Origin of the sequence: Jatrophihabitans sp. (genome assembly GCA_036399055.1) — a bacterium.
Taxonomy (GTDB): domain Bacteria; phylum Actinomycetota; class Actinomycetes; order Mycobacteriales; family Jatrophihabitantaceae; genus Jatrophihabitans_A.
In genome coordinates this window covers 132764-148956 of sequence record DASWNX010000002.1, presented here as the reverse complement: position 1 = coordinate 148956, position 16193 = coordinate 132764, and the positions used below count along the sequence as shown (strand labels likewise).

General features: G+C 69.5%; 15 protein-coding genes. 8 read left to right on the top strand and 7 right to left on the bottom strand.

The window, feature by feature from the left end; genetic code table 11:
* Positions 1-37 precede the first annotated feature (37 nt).
* The 3 genes from VGB75_00730 to VGB75_00720 all read right to left on the bottom strand — a co-directional run bounded on the left by VGB75_00730 (position 38) and on the right by VGB75_00720 (position 6317).
* Positions 38-3097: an ATP-binding protein gene (locus VGB75_00730; protein ID HEY0165540.1), complete on the bottom strand. Its 3060-nt coding sequence runs from the start codon at positions 3095-3097 to the stop codon at positions 38-40.
* Between the two features lie 192 nt (positions 3098-3289).
* Positions 3290-5218, bottom strand: coding sequence for a CheR family methyltransferase (locus VGB75_00725; GenBank protein ID HEY0165539.1), 1929 nt, complete (start codon positions 5216-5218; stop codon positions 3290-3292).
* A gap of 10 nt (positions 5219-5228) precedes the next feature.
* Positions 5229-6317, bottom strand: coding sequence for a chemotaxis protein CheB (locus VGB75_00720; protein ID HEY0165538.1), 1089 nt, complete (start codon positions 6315-6317; stop codon positions 5229-5231).
* A gap of 248 nt (positions 6318-6565) precedes the next feature.
* Here VGB75_00720 and VGB75_00715 point away from each other — a divergent pair, with 248 nt between their 5' ends.
* From VGB75_00715 to VGB75_00705, 3 genes are all read left to right on the top strand, one after another.
* Positions 6566-7906, top strand: coding sequence for a GAF domain-containing protein (locus VGB75_00715; protein HEY0165537.1), 1341 nt, complete (start codon positions 6566-6568; stop codon positions 7904-7906).
* Between the two features lie 73 nt (positions 7907-7979).
* Positions 7980-8714: a histidine phosphatase family protein gene (locus VGB75_00710; protein ID HEY0165536.1), complete on the top strand. Its 735-nt coding sequence runs from the start codon at positions 7980-7982 to the stop codon at positions 8712-8714.
* Positions 8701-9654 carry an ADP/ATP-dependent (S)-NAD(P)H-hydrate dehydratase gene (locus VGB75_00705; protein HEY0165535.1) on the top strand — a complete coding sequence of 318 codons (954 nt, stop codon included), beginning with the start codon at positions 8701-8703 and terminating at the stop codon, positions 9652-9654. The genes VGB75_00710 and VGB75_00705 overlap by 14 nt, the downstream gene beginning before the upstream one ends.
* A 6-nt stretch (positions 9655-9660) precedes the next feature.
* On the opposite strand, the gene ligD is transcribed toward VGB75_00705, so the two are convergent.
* Together ligD and VGB75_00695 are read right to left on the bottom strand one after the other, a co-directional pair.
* Positions 9661-10692 carry a non-homologous end-joining DNA ligase gene (gene ligD, locus VGB75_00700; protein HEY0165534.1) on the bottom strand — a complete coding sequence of 344 codons (1032 nt, stop codon included), beginning with the start codon at positions 10690-10692 and terminating at the stop codon, positions 9661-9663.
* A gap of 174 nt (positions 10693-10866) precedes the next feature.
* Positions 10867-11031: a hypothetical protein gene (locus VGB75_00695; protein ID HEY0165533.1), complete on the bottom strand. Its 165-nt coding sequence runs from the start codon at positions 11029-11031 to the stop codon at positions 10867-10869.
* 298 nt (positions 11032-11329) lie between these two features.
* On the opposite strand from VGB75_00695, the gene VGB75_00690 reads away from it, so the two are divergent.
* Together VGB75_00690 and VGB75_00685 are read left to right on the top strand one after the other, a co-directional pair.
* On the top strand, positions 11330-12160 hold the full coding sequence (locus tag VGB75_00690) for a hypothetical protein (GenBank protein ID HEY0165532.1): 831 nt from the start codon (positions 11330-11332) through the stop codon (positions 12158-12160).
* A gap of 93 nt (positions 12161-12253) precedes the next feature.
* Positions 12254-12565 carry a hypothetical protein gene (locus tag VGB75_00685; GenBank protein ID HEY0165531.1) on the top strand — a complete coding sequence of 104 codons (312 nt, stop codon included), beginning with the start codon at positions 12254-12256 and terminating at the stop codon, positions 12563-12565.
* Between the two features lie 47 nt (positions 12566-12612).
* On the opposite strand, the gene VGB75_00680 is transcribed toward VGB75_00685, so the two are convergent.
* Positions 12613-13131, bottom strand: a complete 519-nt coding sequence (locus VGB75_00680; GenBank protein ID HEY0165530.1) for a hypothetical protein — start codon at positions 13129-13131, stop codon at positions 12613-12615.
* The gene (locus tag VGB75_00675; protein ID HEY0165529.1) at positions 13128-13712 is read right to left on the bottom strand and encodes a PadR family transcriptional regulator; all 585 of its coding nucleotides are present in this window, start codon (positions 13710-13712) and stop codon (positions 13128-13130) included. The genes VGB75_00680 and VGB75_00675 overlap by 4 nt, the downstream gene beginning before the upstream one ends.
* Positions 13713-13795: 83 nt before the next feature.
* Here VGB75_00675 and VGB75_00670 point away from each other — a divergent pair, with 83 nt between their 5' ends.
* From VGB75_00670 to VGB75_00660, 3 genes are all read left to right on the top strand, one after another.
* A complete protein-coding gene (locus tag VGB75_00670) occupies positions 13796-14560 on the top strand; it encodes an ABC transporter ATP-binding protein (GenBank protein HEY0165528.1) in 765 nt (254 codons plus the stop codon).
* 513 nt (positions 14561-15073) lie between these two features.
* Entirely contained in the window at positions 15074-15640 is a 567-nt protein-coding gene (locus VGB75_00665; protein ID HEY0165527.1) for a MauE/DoxX family redox-associated membrane protein, read from the top strand.
* A complete protein-coding gene (locus VGB75_00660; GenBank protein ID HEY0165526.1) occupies positions 15637-16182 on the top strand; it encodes a hypothetical protein in 546 nt (181 codons plus the stop codon). The genes VGB75_00665 and VGB75_00660 overlap by 4 nt, the downstream gene beginning before the upstream one ends.
* Positions 16183-16193 lie beyond the last annotated feature (11 nt).

Sequence of the window (16193 nt, the reverse complement as noted above, 5' to 3'; positions counted from 1 at the left end):
CGAACGCGCCGCTGCTCCCAGCGGGCACGTCACAGGCTCATATCGACACCTGCGGTGGCAGCTCTCCGGTCATCGTCACCTCTTCGGCTATGTCGCGCAGCTTGCGATGCCGGCTCTGACTTGTCGTGCGTAACAAGTCGAAAGCCTGCTCGTCGGTCAGCTTCAGCCTCGCCATCAAGATGCCGATCGCGGCGCCGATCTGCCGGTTGCTGAACAGCGCGCGCTCAAGATTGGCGACCTTCTCCTCGGCTCGGTCGAAGGCGTAGTCGCGGAGCTTGGCCAGCTCGTAGTGGGTGCGGACCCGAGCAAGCAGCTCAGGGGCGGCGAACGGCTTGACGATGTAATCGTCAGCGCCGGCCCGCAAGCCCTCGGCGACCGACTCCGATCCCGCCAGGGCGGTCAGCAGGATCGCCGGTATCCGCATCAGCGTCGGGTCGGCGCGCATCAACCTGACCAGCTCGACGCCGCTGCGGTTGGGCAGCATCACATCTGAGAGCACCAGATCCGGCACCTCGCTCGCGGCGAGCGCCTCATCCACCGATCCGACTGCCTCGACCTGCCAGCCATCGGCGCGCAACAGCCGGCTGAGGTAGTCCCGCATGTCGATGTTGTCCTCGACCAGCAGGATCCGGCCGGCCGGGGCGGCGGGGCTAGTCGGCTCGGGCTGGCGCGCGGGCTCAGTGGAAGCCGGTTGGCCCTGGGTGGCCGACCAGGTGTGCGCCTCGGCGATGAAGGCGGGCGCGACACGCAAGAGGCCACCGGTGACCGCTTGCCGGTGCTGCCCCCCTGGGGTCCGGGGGAGGCGGACGGTGAACTCACTGCCCTTGCCCAGCTCGCTGCGCACGCTCACCTCGCCACCGTGCGCGCGGGCCAGATCGCTCACCAGGGACAGACCGATTCCGGCGCCTTCACGACTGCGCGCTCCGAGAACCGGGATTTGGTGGAACCGCTCGAACACCCGTAGCAGCTCCTCGGCCGGGATTCCCAGACCGGTGTCTGAGACTGTCAGAAGGACGTGGTCCTCGCCTTCTTCCAGCCGGAGGTGGATGGCGCCCTGCTGGGTGAACTTCACCGCGTTCGACAGCAGGTTCAGCAGGATCTTGGTGATCATCTCCGGATCAACGGCGACTGGGTCAGACACCGCCGTGGTGTCCACCACCAGTCTCAGGCCGGCCTCCTCGACCACTGAGTGGAACATGCTGGCCACGTCGGTGCTCAGCTGCGCCAGGTCGGTGAGCTCGAGCTTGGCGTGCAACTCGTCGGCTTCGGCTCGGGCGAACTCGAGCAACGTGTCCACCAACCTGCTCAGGCGCAGCACCGCCCGCCGCGCCGATGCCACATCGGCGCGGCGGGCTGGCGGGAGGTTGACGTGGGGATCGTCGAGCAGCGCGTCGATCGGGCCCATCATCAGGGTGAGCGGGGTGCGGAACTCGTGGCTGATGTTCTCGAAGAACCGGGTCTTGGCCTGGTCCAGCTCGGCGAAGGCCTCGGCGCGGCGATGCTCGGCGTCATAGGCCAGGGCGTCGCTGAGCGCGGTGCCCAGCTGGCGGGCTGTCATGTCCAGAAACCGCAGGTAGGCCTCATCGATGGCCCGGTAGGGATTCGTGCCGACCACCAGCACCGCGTGCGGGTCGGCAAGCCCGCTGAGCCAGACCGGCTGCACCCGGACGGAGGTGGGGACGGCGGGTCCGATCGGCGAGGGCAGGAAGGCCACGCCCGGTGCGAGGCTGGCCGGGTCACTGAGTTCGGCGATCCCGGTGCTCAGCACCCGGCTGAGCACTGAGGAGGTGTCCGCGGCCGGCAACTCGGCCGGCAACTCAGCTCCGTCAGCAGACACGCCGTAGCTTGCTTGCAGCGTGGCTCGGCCGTTCTCGGCGAGGACGTAGACGGCGGCGAACGGGATGCTCGCCCGGTTGCGCGCCAGCACCTGCAACGCCTGCTCACAGACGTTGCCGATGCTTCCCGACGCGGTCACCGACAGCGCTCCGAGCTCGCGGATGGTCTGCATCTGCCGGGACTCCACCTGCTGGTGAGTCGACTCGTTGGTGACCGCGAGGACACCGAGCACCTGGCCGGAGTCTGCCTTGATCGGACTGAAGGAGTAAGTCCAATAGGTCTCCTCCTCATAGCCGGCGCGCCGGATGAAAAGCAGGATGTTCTCGTCCCGGGCTCCGTTGCCGGCCAGCGCGTTCGCCGCCGCGGGACCCACCGCAGACCAGATCTCAGCCCAGCTCTCAGCGGCCGGCTGGCCGATGGAGGCCGGGTGCTTGGCGCCGAGGAAGGGGCGGAAGGCGTCGTTGTACAGCTGGATCAGCTCCGGGCCCCACCAGAGCAGCATGGGCGCCTTGGACGCGAGCACGGTCCGCACCGCCGCTCGCAACTCCGGCGGCCACCGGCGCACCGGGCCGAGCGCGCTGGCTGCCCAGTCGTGCTCGCGCAGCAGCGTCATGGTCTCGTCATCGCCGGTGAACACCTCGGCAGCGCTGGGAGCGGCGCCGTGGGCCCGGTCAGGCAGCGCGGCGCCGGCCGCCAGGGCCGGCGTGGCGAGGGTGAGCTCCCAACACAGCAGCTCCTGATCGGTCAGGGGGTGCTGTGAGGCCAGGACCCGGACCGACACCCTGCCCTCGCCCTCGCCCTCGGCTCCGGCCAGCTTCACCTCGACCTGCTGCGGCGCCTGCTTGGCCCGGGCGTCGGTGATCATCGCGCGGATCGAACGCCGGTGCGTGGCCTGGAACAACGAAGTGATCGGCCACCGACTGCTCACTCCGTCCAGCCCGGCCAGCAGCGCCGAGGCGGCTCGGTTGAGGTCCAGCACGATGCCGTAAGCGTCGGTGATCACCAGGGCGTGGGGTGAGGCGCCGAACAGTTGCTCGTTACGCGCGCTCAGAGCCCCGAGCTTCGAGTGGGACTCCGCCAGCTGCTCCTGCTGGGCGCGAAGCTCCTCATCGGCCACCAGGAGATGCTCACTCAGATCGGCCACCTCGGCCAGCAGGTCGACAAGCCCGGCGCTTGCTCCCGAAGCCGCCATCGCGGTCAGCCGGGAGCGCTTCTCGCTCAGCCGAGTAAGGAAGTCTGAGAGTTCGGAAGGCGATGTCATGACGTCCCCATGCAGCGTGCGATTCCCTCGTGCGGCCAGCTGTTGTTCAGCTGCCGACGTGTGGGGACTAAGCTACAACGCGCAGGCTCGCCTGATAAGGTAATCGGTCTGATTGACTGAAACGGCCAAACAGGACACCGCATCCCGGCAGTCCTGGATTACCGGTCGAGTCGACCTGGCGTTCAGGCCGGATCAGGTGTCGCCCCCGCGCGGCCATCCGGGGGCCTCCTCCATCAACAGCAGAGCGCCGTCGTTGCCGCCGTGCTCAGGACCGGGCCCGGCCAGCGTGGTCACGGTCACTCGCAGCGACACCGAACGGCCGCGCCGGTCGATGGCCTGCAGGCTCAGCTCGGCGCGCTCGCGCTCACCGCAGGCGACCTCGCGCGCCACAGCTCGCAACTCCTCGGTCGGCAATCCGATGTCGAGGCTCAGCAGGTGCTGCCCCAACGCCTCGTCCTCCCGCAGGCCCCACATCTGGAAGGCCTGGCGGTTCCAGGCGCGCACCGTCAGCTCGGGGCTGAGCACGACCACCGCGGCGGTCAGGCTGCTGAGCACTGATTCCAGAAGCCGGTTCAGCGAGTTGACCTCGGCCGTCCGAGCCTGCAGTTCCTGGTTGATGACGTGCAGCTCGTCGTTGGTGGACTGCAGCTCCTCGTTGGTGGTCTCGAGTTCTTCGTTGGTGGACTGCAGCTCCTCGTTGGTGGTCTCCAGCTCCTCCACGGTGGACTGCAGCTCTTCGTTGGTGGTCTCGAGTTCTTCGTTGGTGGACTGCAGTTCCTCATAGGCCGTCTCAAGCTGCCGGTTGGTGGCCTCGAGCTCGTCGTTCAAACGCCGGAACCGTGACACGTCATTGAACATCAACGACACCCCGAGCAGCCGGTTGACGGCGCCGGTCAGCGGCAGCACCTGGATGTCGAGGAAGGTCACGTCGGTGGGCGAGCGGTGCCACTCGATGCCGCGTAACCAGACCGGCTGCCGGGATGCGGTGACCTCGGTGATGTGGGAGCGCAGCTCGGCCGGCCGGTAGGAGATCTCCAGCTCGGAGAAGTCACGGCCGACGTCCCGGGCGCCGAGGCCGAAGGTGGCGCCGGCCGCCTGGTTGACCAGTCGGACCCGGTTCTCGTGGTCGATCACGATGTGCGCGACCGGGCTGTGCACAAAGGCCTCGGACAACAGCTGGCCGCGTTCGGCCGCCTCCGCCAGGCTGTCGGCCGACCCGCGCAGGCCGCGCGCCGCGCTCAGGCCCGCCGGGGAGGAGGCCCGTTTGCGGAAGAATCGGCGCTTGAGGTCGATCGGCTCAAAGGCGGCGCTGTGGTTGAGCAGCATCTCGGCCTTGCCGAGAAAAAGCACTCCCTGCGGCTTCAGCGCGAACCCGAGCCGGGACACGATCCGAGCCTGGGTCTCGGCGTTGAAGTACATCAGCGCGTTGCGGCAGGCCAGAAGGTCGATCCGCGAGATCGGAGCGTCCTGCAGCAGGTCGTTGCGGCCGAAGATCACGCTGCGCCGCAGTTCGGGGTCGAATTGGAACCTGGTTCCGGCCGGCTGGAAGTAACGCTCCCGGTAGCCCTCGGGCAGGTCGGCCAGCTCGCGCTCGGTGTAGCTGGCTGACCGAGCGAAGCTCAGCGCCTCCTCGTCGACGTCAGTGGCATAGATCTTCACCCGAGTCCGGAACTTCTCCCGTCCGAGCGCCTCGGCGAACAGCATCGCCATGCTGTAGGCCTCCTGCCCCGAGGCGCAGGCGGCGCTCCACAGCCTGATCGGCTCGCTGCCGCCCAGCTGGCCGAGCAGTCCTGGCACCAGGTCGCTGGCCAGCAGGTCCCAGGCCTCGCGGTCGCGGAAGAACCCGGTGACGTTGATCAGGATGGTGTTGAAGAGCTGGGTGAACTCCTCGGGGTGCACCTGGAGGTAGTCGTGATACTGCTCGAAATCGACGATGCCGACCCGCTGCATCTGGTGTTGCACCCGGCGCATCAGGCTGGCTTGCTTGTAACCGGTGAAGTCGAAGCCTCGGACGTCTTTGAGGTAGTCCAGCAGCCTGTCGAAGGCTGGGCTGAGGTCAGCGCCGTCTGCTCCGGCGTCGTCGCCGCTCCCGGAGGACTCAAGATGCTGGGAACCTGTCACGGATCTCAACCTAGTTGTCCGTCGACATCTGCTGTGGGCGCCTTGTCGGTTTCGGGAGCGGACTCAGCAACCGCCTGATCAGCCCGGCGGCTCGGGTGGCGTCCTGGGCCTGGGCGCTGAAGCGGCCGGCGCTCAGCCGGCTGCCCCGGGTGTGGGCCCTGGCCGCCAGCTGCCCGGCCAGCGCCGCCTTCTCCTCCAGGCTGCGCAGCGCCATCCACAGCACGGTCTCCAACTGCAGCGCCTGCTCGCCCAGCAGGCTCTGCGGCGACCAGGCATGCCCGACCCGGCACCGGTAGCGGGTCAACACCCCGTCGGAGAACTCGAACAGCGTGCCGGCGCAGTCCGGGCAGGAGAAACCGGACGGCGAGCCCGGTCGGTCGGGGTTGTCATGGGTCTCACCCGAGAGCGCGGCCATGCCCAGTTCGGTGTCGATCAGACCGGCGGGCGGGTCCTGCCCTGCCGCCGGGGAACGCTCGGCCAGGCCGCCCCCGCCAGCCGCCCGGCAGAGCTGGTCGATCAGCCGGCCGAGCTCGGCGGCGTCGGCCACGTGATCCGGAGTGAGGTGCGCCAGGACGCTCTCAGGCATCGCCGGGTAACCGGCGTCGGAGGGATTTTGCACCAGCACCAGGCCTGCGTGCTGACGGATCGCCACTGCGCCGGCGGCGCCGTCGTCAAGCACCCCGGAGAGCGCCACTCCGATCACGCGGGAGCCACGCGCCCGGGCCGCGGAGCGGAACAGCACGTCGATGGCCGGCCGGTGGCCGTTCTCGCGCGATCCCCGGGTCAGCAGCACCCGAGTGCCCTCGACGAACAGGTGGTGGTCGGGCGGCGCCACCAGGATCTGACCGGTGGCGATGGCCTGGCCCGAGGCGGCGTGCTTGGCCGGCAACCGCCCGGCCCGATCGAGGATCGCCGGCAGGACGCTGCCGCCGTAGGAGGGCACGTGCAGAACCACCAGCACCGCGGCCGGCAGATCCTCAGGCAGCGCCGACACCAGCTTCTTCAGCGCCTCGACCCCCCCGCGGACGCGCCGATCACCACCAGGTCGTAAGGCATTGCCGTCCTCTGGCTGACCCTCGGTTGCGCTGTGCGCTGGCACAGATCGCGGGCGCGTTGTCTCGCTGGGCCCATCCGATCATGCCGGTCGGATTTCTGCCAGCGGCACACCCTGGCCGGCGCCGGCTTGACCGCCCTCCACCCGCGCGACGAAAATAGTGGGTTGCCCGGTTTCTCCTAGAGTGAGCGCTTGCTGCCAGCGGGCGCAGGGCAGCAGATGTGCCGAACAGGCAGCAGATGTGCCGAACAGGCAGCAGGTGTGCCGAACAGCAGGCAGCGGAGGGGTGCGCGATGGTGGTCGCTGAGCCAGAGCTGAGCCGATTTCTCGCCGAGTTGACGACTCGACGACGGGTGCTGACCCTGGCCGGAGCGTCGGGGTCGGGGTTGGACGCCGAGGTGCTGGCCGAGCTGGCTGAGTTGGCCGATCAGCTGGTGGTGGCCGATGCCGAGCTGCGGGCCCAACATGAAGAGCTCGAAGCCGGCCGGGAAGCGCTGCTGCGCTCGCAGGCCGAATACGAGCGGCTGCTGGCCGCGGCCGGCGCGGCCTACCTGCTCACCGACCAGCACGGCGTCGTGGGACAGCTCAACCCGGCCGCCGAGATGCTGCTGGGCCCCTCGCCGGTGCCGTGGCGACGGCCATTGGCCGCCAAGTTCGCCGTCGAGGACCGCGGCCGCATCCGGACGGTGCTGTCCCAGCTCAAACGCTCCAGCAGCGAACCGGCGACCTGTCGCGCCAGGCTGGTCCGGTCCGACGGCAGCCTGCTGGAGGTCGAGGTGACCGCCTGCTCGGTGACCGAGCGAGCTGACGGCGCCACGCTGAGCTGGCAGCTGCGGCCGGTGTCGCAGGACCGTCCGCCCGGCCTGGGCAGCGCGCCGGCGGCAGCCGCGCCTGACACCGACGCCTGGTCGCAGGGCAAGGGCTCGACTGCTCAGCCGCCGCCCGACCTGCTGACGGAGCTGTCCAACCTGGCGGCTGTGCTGGCCGGCCGGCGCAGCGCCCAGGAGGTGCTCGACCAGGCGGTGCGGGCGGCCGGCCACGCGGTGTCCGGAGCCGAGCAGGCAAGCATCTGCCTGGTGGACGAGGACGGCATCGGGCAAAGCCCGAGCTCGACCGGTGAGCTGGCGACCGAGTGCGACCGCGCTCAGTGCCAGCTCGGTGAGGGGCCATGCCTGCAGGCGTTGCCGGAAGGGCAGGTGCTGCGGATCGATGACCTGAGCGCCGAGACCCGCTGGCCGGCCTGGGCCGTTCGGGCACGGGCGCTCGGCGCGGGCAGCATGCTGGCCAGCCAGCTCACCACCGCACGGGGCGTGCTGGGCACGCTGAACCTGTACTCCAGCAGGCCGCACGCCTTCGACTCCACTGCTGACGCCCTTGTGCAGGTGCTGGCAGCGCAGGTGGGCATCGCGCTGGCCAGGGTCGACAACGAGGCCAACCTGCAGGCGGCCATCCAGAACCGGCAGCTCATCGGGCAGGCGGTCGGCATCCTGATGGAACGGCACCGGCTCGGACCGACAGCCGCGTTCGACCTGCTGGTCGAGGCATCGCAGTTCAGCCAGCTCAAATTGCGTGAGATCGCGCTGCGGGTGAACGAGACCGGTCTGGATCCGGCGGACGCGGCCCGCCGGCACTGAGCGCACCGGTGGCGCACCGCCGACACTGAGCCGCTGCCTCGAGCCCGCAGTCCGGCCCGCTAGGGTCGGCGCCATGGCGGTGACAGAGCTGATCCTGGTCCGGCACGGTGAGAGCGTCGGCAACGTAGCCCGTGAAGAGGCCGAGTCGACGGGTGCGCTGTCGATCGCGATGCCCATGCGCGACGCCGACGTGCCGCTGTCGGAACTGGGAGCGCGGCAGGCGCGGGCGGTGGGCCGATGGCTGGCCGAGGACCCCGCCCGACGGCCCGACGGAGTGTGGTGCTCGCCCTACCTGCGAGCCCGCCAGACCGCGCTGACGGCGCTGGCCGAACTGACCGACCCGCCGGCGCCGCGTCAGGACGAGCGGATCCGCGACCGCGAACTGGGGGTGCTGGACCTGCTCACCAAGCGGGGCGTCGGCGCCCAGTTCCCGGCTGAGGCACAGCGGCGCAGCTGGCTCGGCAAGTTCTACTACCGGCCGCCCGGCGGCGAGTCCTGGGTGGACCTGGTGCTGCGGATCAGGGCCTTCATGGCCGATCTGGAGCGCGGACCGGCGCGCGGCCGGCAGCTGATCGTCTCCCACGACGCGGTCATCCTGCTGTTTCGCTACGTCTGCGAACAGCTTGATGAGGACAGCGTCTTCGAGATCGCGCGCAGCGGCTCGGTCAGCAACGCCTCGGTGAGCCGGTTGGTCCGCCAGGACGGTGAACCCGGCTGGCGAACGGCTGTGTACAACGACCAGCAGCACTTGGAGGCCTTCGGCGCCCCAGCAACCGAGCACCCGGGAGAGATCGATGCCGCCCGTTGAGCACATCCTGACGCCGGCCAGCCTGCGGGACTGGCCGCTGCCGGTGCCCGAGGGAGACAAGAGCAGCCGAGGCAGGGTGCTGGTGGTCGGCGGCGCCCGCACCGCGCCGGGTGCTGCGATGTTGGCCGGCCTGGCGGCGCTGCGGGTCGGCGCCGGAGTGCTCACCCTGGCGGTGGGCCAGTCGGTGGCCGGCCCGGTGGCCGCAGCCGTGCCCGAGTCCGCGGTGCTCTGGTTGCCCGAGACCCCGGCCGGCTCGGTGGCAGGGGGCTCGGCCGAGGTGCTGGAGTCCGCGCTGGGCAGCATCGCCGCGATCCTGATCGGGCCGGGGCTCGATGACGTCGCCGAGACCGCTGAGCTGATCACCGGCGTGGTGGCGGCCGCCCCCGATGACCTGCCGATCGTGCTCGACGCCTACGCCATCGGGGCCCTGAGCCGGTTGTCGCGATCCACCCTGGCGGCCCTGCGCGGCCGGCTGGTGCTCACCCCCAACCACAGCGAGTTGGAGCGGCTGCTCGCCGCGGCCCAAGAGCAGCCCGACGGCGCGGGCTCCGACGGCGCTGACTCCGACGGCGCGGACTCCGACGGCGCGGACTCCGACGGCGCTGACTCCGACGGCGCGGATGACCCTCAGCGCTGGCTTGCCGAGCGCTACGCGGCGGTGCTCAGCAGCGACAACCAGATAGTCACACCCGCCGGTGACCGCTGGCAGGCGCCGGCCGGCCACTCCGGATTGGGGACCTCTGGCAGCGGCGACGTGCTGGCCGGGGCGCTGGTCGGCCTGCTGGCCCGTGGGGTGGAGCTGCCCCAGGCGACGTGCTGGGCCACGTACCTGCATGCCGCAGCCGGTGACCGGCTGGCCGCGCGAGTCGGCTCGCTGGGCTTTCTGGCCCGCGAACTGCTCGATCAGCTGCCGTTGGTGCTCACCGAACTGCAGGCCTGAGAGCGCTCAGCTCTCCAACCGGACCTCGGTAACCGACTTGTCGGGCCGCAGCCCACGCCAGACCGGGTGCCGCAGCCGGCCGTCGGAGGTCCATTCGCTGAAGGTGACCTCGGCGACCAGCTGGGGCTGGACCCACTGGGCGCCGACGGTGTCGGCCCGCGGTGGCGGGGCCGTCAGGGCCGGCCTCGGACGAGCCAGCGGTCCCAGCTGCTGGTGCAGGGCGCGCAGGGCCGCCTCGGTGAAGCCGGTCCCGACCTTGCCTGCGTAGCGCAGCCCGGCAGCTGCGGACTCCCCGACGCCGGGCACGCCGACCAGCACCGATCCGATGGTGCCGGCCCGTCGGCCGTTGCCCGGCTGCCAGCCGAGAACGACGACTTCCTGGGTGCGGAGGTTCTTGATCTTGCGCCAGTCCGGTGAGCGCCGGCCCGGCCGGTACGCGCTCGTCAGCCGCTTGGCCACCACGCCTTCCAGGCCGAGCTCCTGGCTGGCCTGCAACAGCATCGACCCGTTGCCGGCGAAGTAGGGCGGGCAGTGCCAGCTCGCGCCGTCGAGGTTCAGCCCCTCCAACAGCTCTCGACGTCGCCGGTAGGGCAGCTCGAGGGTGGCGGAGCCGTCCAGGTGCAGCAGGTCGAAGACCAGGTACCGGACCGGCTCGACGCCGCTGAGGCGGTGCGCCTCGGCGGCCTGCCCGACATGCATCCGCTTCTGCAGCCTGGAGAAACTCGGCCGGCCGTCCGGGCCGAAGGCGACCACCTCGCCGTCCAGGATGACCCGGCTGTCGCCCAGCCGCGAGCCCAGTCCGGCAAGCTCCGGATAGCTGACGGTGATGTCGAGGTCGTTGCGCGAGCGCAGCTGGATCCGGCCGCCTTCGACGAAGGCCAGCACCCGGACGCCGTCCCACTTGGTCTCATAGCCCCATTGCTCGTCCTCGGCGGCGCTGGGCAAAGCGCCCGCGACGGCGAGCATCGGGGTCACTCTGGGCAGCGGCGCCAACGGCCGTGCCGGCTCACCGCCCGGCGAACCGGAACCGCGCTTCATCCCATCCTCCTGACGCCGTCGTCGCCGAGGCGCCGTCGTCGATCGCGGGATGCGCGATCAGGGCGCTGGCGAGCGGCACTGGCAAGCACGCCGGCCTGCGCGGTACAGCCACCCTAGCCGAATCGTCTATCACCGGTTGCGGACCCGGCCGCCACCTCGCAGACGGCCGAGTCACTAGGTTGGAGGCAACACCTGTCGAATCTTGGAGGTCATCGTGTGGGTTTTGCTGTCGTCCCGCTTGCGTACCTGGCTGTTGCTCGCCATCGCGGTGCCGGCCTTGCGCGCGGCGCTGCGACGCGCTTCGGCCTCGGCCGCACGGCGCGATCCCGGCTCGCCCACCGCCCGTAGGCTGAACTCGCTGAACTCGGGGCTTGCCCGCTTCGATCGGCGCGACCGGCGGCGTCGCTGACCCCGGCCGGCCCGGTGTCGGGCCGGCCGCCCTCCGGTCTGCGGTCCAAGGCGTTTTCGGCCCCAGATCCGGCCCCAGATCCGGGCCTGGGTCCGCCGGCTCCGGCCTCAGCTCGTCCCCCCGCCGTGCGCTGTCTCCACAAGGGTTCGGCGACGTCGCGGCGTTAGTGACAGACCGTAGCCGTATGGTCGCAACTGCTTATCCGGCAGCACATGAGGAGACGAGTCAGTGACAAGGCCGACGCCAGCGGCCCGCCTGCGGTCGTTGGCGGTCCAGGTCGTCGACGGCGGGGTGGTGCTCGACCTCAGCGGCCTGTCCTGGCTCGATCCGTTGCACCTGGTCGGCGCGGCCGCCATTGCCGAGCTGGCCTCTGCCCGCGGTTCTCGGCTGCGGTTGACAGGGCTGCGCGGCAACCCCGCGGGGTATGCCTCCCGGATGCGTCTGGGGGCCATCGTCGAGCATTTCGGCGGTAGCCACGATCTGCCGGTGAGCGAGCGCGAGCACGACCGCAGCGACAGCCTGCTCGAGGTCACCGAGCTGGCCACTGGCAGCGACGTCCGCCAACTGAGCGGGCTGGTCCACGACCGGATCGCCGGCCACGACGTCGAGATCGCTCGCGCGCTGCACACCGCGCTGGCAGAGATCGGGGCCAACGTCTGCGAGCACTCCGGAACGGTCGGCTTCATGGCGGCCCAGACCCTGCCGTCGCAGGGAGTGCTGCGCTTCGCCGTCGCCGACGCCGGCGCAGGCTTGCTGGGCACGCTGATCAGCCAGGGCGCCGAGGACGACCGGATGGCCATCACCATGGCCCTGTCGGGCGCCAGCAGAAAGCAGGGCCCCGGACGAGGCACCGGATTGCCGACCGCGGTGACGGTGGTGAGCCGGTTGGGCGGTGAGGTGCTGCTGGCCAGCGGGTCAGCGCTGGCCACCGCCGATGCCCGCGGACGCCGGCACGCGGAGCTGGCAAACGGCTTCGTCGGGACGATGTTCGAGGGCTGGGTTCCGGTGAGCGGCGCCCGACACCGCAGCCAGAAGCTGTACGACTGGGCGGGGAGGTGAAACAATGACGCTATCGTTGACTCCTGAGCCGCCGACATGCTAGGCCGCCGGCAGGCAGATCGTGGACGATGCTGACATGCTGAGGGGGAAGTCGTGGGCGTTCGAGTATTGCCGTTGCCGCGACTGGTGGCCGGTCGCGATTACGCCGATGACATGGTGAAGACGATCGGCGCGGTGGGCGGGCAAGACGTGGTGGTCGACGCCACCAAGTTGCTGTCGGGCACGACATCCTTCGCCTATCAACTCATCGAGCGGTTACTGGTGGAAGAGCAGGCCACTTCTGTGTTGTTGGTCGGCGCGCCTGCCGACTTCGCCGAATACGCCACCTCGGCCGCCCGCGAACTGCACGTCACCGACCGCTTCGACCTGGCCCAAGAGCTTCCCCGAACCGCTGCCGCCAGCTGAGCGTCGCGGGCGAGTCGCCGAGGTCTTTCCGCTGGTTGGTCAGACCGTCACCGGTTGGGCCGGCCGGGGGAGCCAGGCCTTGCCGACACGCCGTCCTTGCTTCGCAACGCGCTGCCGATCGCGGCGTTCAGATCCTGCCAATGCTGTTGCTCCTGCGCCGCCGACAGATCGGCCGAGCTGATGAAGCTGATCTCCGCCGCCGAGCGCCAGCGCTGCGCGGCTGCCGTCACCGCCGGATCGTCCACCCGGCTGAGGGTGACCTCGAGCAGCGCACGGGCATCGACGAAGCGGCGCTCGGCCTGTTCCAGTTCTGGTGAGGGCTGCCCGGCCTGGGCGCGGCTGATCGCCCCGTAATCCTGAACCCTGCCTCGCAGGGCCAGCGCGGCGTCCTGGGCGTCGGTCAGCGCGGCACGCCTGCGCTGGTAGCGACGGGCGTGGCTTTCTCGCACGCTGAGGGCGACCTGGGTGCCGATCGCGACCAGCAGTGAGATGACCGCCGCCCCGACGGCGCTGGCCAGCGTGAGCGAGGTCGCAGACTCAGCCGCTGCCCGCAGGCCTGGGGTCACTGACCGGCTGCGCGACGGCTTTCGGCCGGCTTCGTCGCGCGGTCGGCCGTGCTGGCGGCCAGCAACGGGCGTGCGGCGTTGGCGTCGGCGAACTCGATCAGCTTGAGATCAGCCTGCACGCCGAGGATGGCTGCCTCGATGGTCAGCGAGGCCAACGGCTCGTCCTTGTGCTGGCGGCGCAGCGCTCGCAGGGTCTGCAGCTCAGCCATGCGAGCATCGCGCTGGGTGCGGCAGACCTCGTGCACCTGTTCCTCGCTGCGCCGGCCGGCAGCCAGGATCTTCAGGATGAAGTCGTCGCGGTAACCCGCGGTCCGAGTGGTGGGCTCAGCCAGCCAGCCGTCGAGTTCACGCCGTCCGGCGGCAGTGATTTTGTAGACAGTGCGGTCGGGCCGGACTTCCTGGGACACAGTCCGAGAGGTCACCAGGCCATCGCGGCTGAGCCGTTCCAGAATTTGGTAGACGTGACCGATATTGAGCCCGCCCCATTGTGGGCCAACCGCTTTCTCGAAATTCGTCTTGATTTCATAGCCGTAGCTGGGCCCATCGGCGAGAAAGGACAACACCGCGTGTTGGATAGCCACTCGCCCACTATAGGGGCAACGCTTTGGTCACGAGGGCGCAGTGGCGCAGACCGCAGCCTTTGGGCCGGGAGGATGATGAGAAGATGGTGGTTCCAGCCGGTACGTCCTCCGCGACCCAGGCAGGCGCACTCGTCGAGCTGGCTGAGGTGACCAAGACCCGGCGGCAGGGCCGGGCCACCGTGACCTCACTGGCACAGGTCTCACTCACTATCCTGCCGGGTCAAATCGTTGCAGTCACTGGGCCGTCCGGAGCGGGAAAGTCCACCCTCCTCCAGCTGGTCGGCGGTCTGGAGATTGCGGATTCCGGCAGCATCCATGTCGACGGCGTCAACATTGCGGAGCTGTCCGGCAAGCAATCGGCGACCTATCGAGGCAGCGTCGGGTTCGTCTTTCAGCGCTATCACCTGCTAAGCAACCTTTCGGCGCTGGACAACGTCATAACTCCTGTGTTGCCACTACGAGTCGACTTCGACAAACAGAAGCGCGGTCATGAGTTGCTGGCGGCCGTCGGGCTGGCCGACCAGTCCGCCGTCCTCGCCCGGGAGCTCTCCGGCGGCCAACAACAGCGGGTGGCCATCGCCCGGGCGCTGGTGAACCGGCCACGACTGCTGCTGGCCGATGAGCCGACCGGAAACCTCGACTCCCGGACCGGTGAGGAGATTCTGGACCTGCTGAGCGAACTGCAGGCCGAGCACGGCATGACGATGCTCCTCGCCACCCACGATTCGACGGTGGCCAGCCAGTGCCAGCGGCTGGTGGGTCTGCGTGACGGGCGAGTGGTCAGCGACCATGACCTCCCCGGAGCGGATCCCGACAGCACGCTGCGCCGGATCACCGGGCCGGGCTGAGCCGGCAAGGGACTACTGAGCCGGCCAGCGACTACTGAGCCGGCCAGCGGCGATTAAGCCGGGCCCGGCTGAGTCGCTCGTGGGCGACTGAGCCGGCCAGCCGGCGACCTTCACGCCCTACGGCGCATTTCAGATCGCGAATAGGTAAGTTTCTCGAAACGAACGAATAAATAATCACAATGTATCTTGACCATATGTAAGTTCAGTGCATAACGTCCTGACGAAGAATCACACTACTACGGCGAGGAATTCCGCAATGACCGCTCTGCTTGCTCGAGCAGCCCAAATCTTTTCGACGCGGTCTGAAGTCGCCAAGTCACTGTCGACCGATAGCTGCGCACGGGATGAGATGTATGAGTACAGGTGCAACTCCGCCCATGACTACCAACGACGGTTGTGCTATTTCCGTTCGGACTGCACGTGGTACTGCGAGGGATGGGTGAACACCGGCAGCAAGTGCTGAGACTCGGACTTCGACACGACGGGGGAAGTGCCGTGTTCAGTTATGCCGTGATGTCCGTTCGATGCCTGTTGGTCCTGGTGCTGGCTGCCGCGGCCCTCGGCAAGTTGTGGCGCCGCTCGGAGCTGGAGGAGTTCGCCCGCGTGCTGCGGGTCGGTCTGCGGCTGCCCGGGGCCAGGTTGGTGGCCGGCGCCTGGGTCGCCGTAGAGGGGCTCACCGCGCTCGGGTTGGCGTTGCCGCTGACTGTCCGTCACGCAGCGGTGCTGGCGGTGCTGGAATTCGGATGCCTCACCGCCGGCTCCGCGCTGCTGGTGGCCCAGCGGCGCGGGTTCGCCTGCAACTGCTTCGGGACCGGGCACTCGCCGCTCAGCTGGCCGACCGTGCTGCGAAACGGCGCGCTGACCGGCGCGGCGGTCCTGCTGGCAGCGAGCCTGCGTATGCCGGCTGCCCAGGCGTCGGCGCCGGTGGCGCTGGCCGCTGCCCTGACGGTTCTGGTCGGCGCGACGCTGGTCAGCCAGGCCAGGCCGTTGCGCGCGCTGCTTGAGCGGTCCTCGACCCGGCGCCGGGCAGGCCGGGCGGTGGAGTCGAGCTCGGTCCTGTCCGGCGGCGGCCTACGATGACGATCATCACCGTCCTGGTGGTCTACGCGTCGGTGGTCGCCACCCTGGCGCTGGCGATCTCGCTGCTGCTTCTGCGTTCGCTGCCCACCGGCCCGTCGGCGCCGGCGGTGGGTCACGCCCTCGCGCTGCCTGACAGCGGCCCCGACATCGGCAGCCCGGCGCCGCCGTTCACCGCCCGCACCAGCACAGCGGCGTTGTTCGACACCGCCGAGTTGGCCGGTCAGACCCACCTGCTGGGCTTTCTCTCCAGCAGTTGCCAGGGATGCCTGCTAGCGCTGCCCGCCATGATCGGCTATGCCAGCCAGCTGCCTGACCCGAGACAGCTCATCACTGTGATCGTCGGGGACGTCAACGCACGCGCCGCTGAGATAGAGCAGCGGTTGGCCCGGCTGGCCGTCATCGTCTCTGAGCCCGAAGGCGGGCCGATCGCCACCGCCTACCGCATCACCTCGTTCCCGTCCTTCGTGCTGGTCTCCGAGGCCGGGACGGTGCTGGGTGCAGGCAACTCGGTGTTCGACCTGCCGCTGCCGCAGCGGCAGTGACACTTATGGAC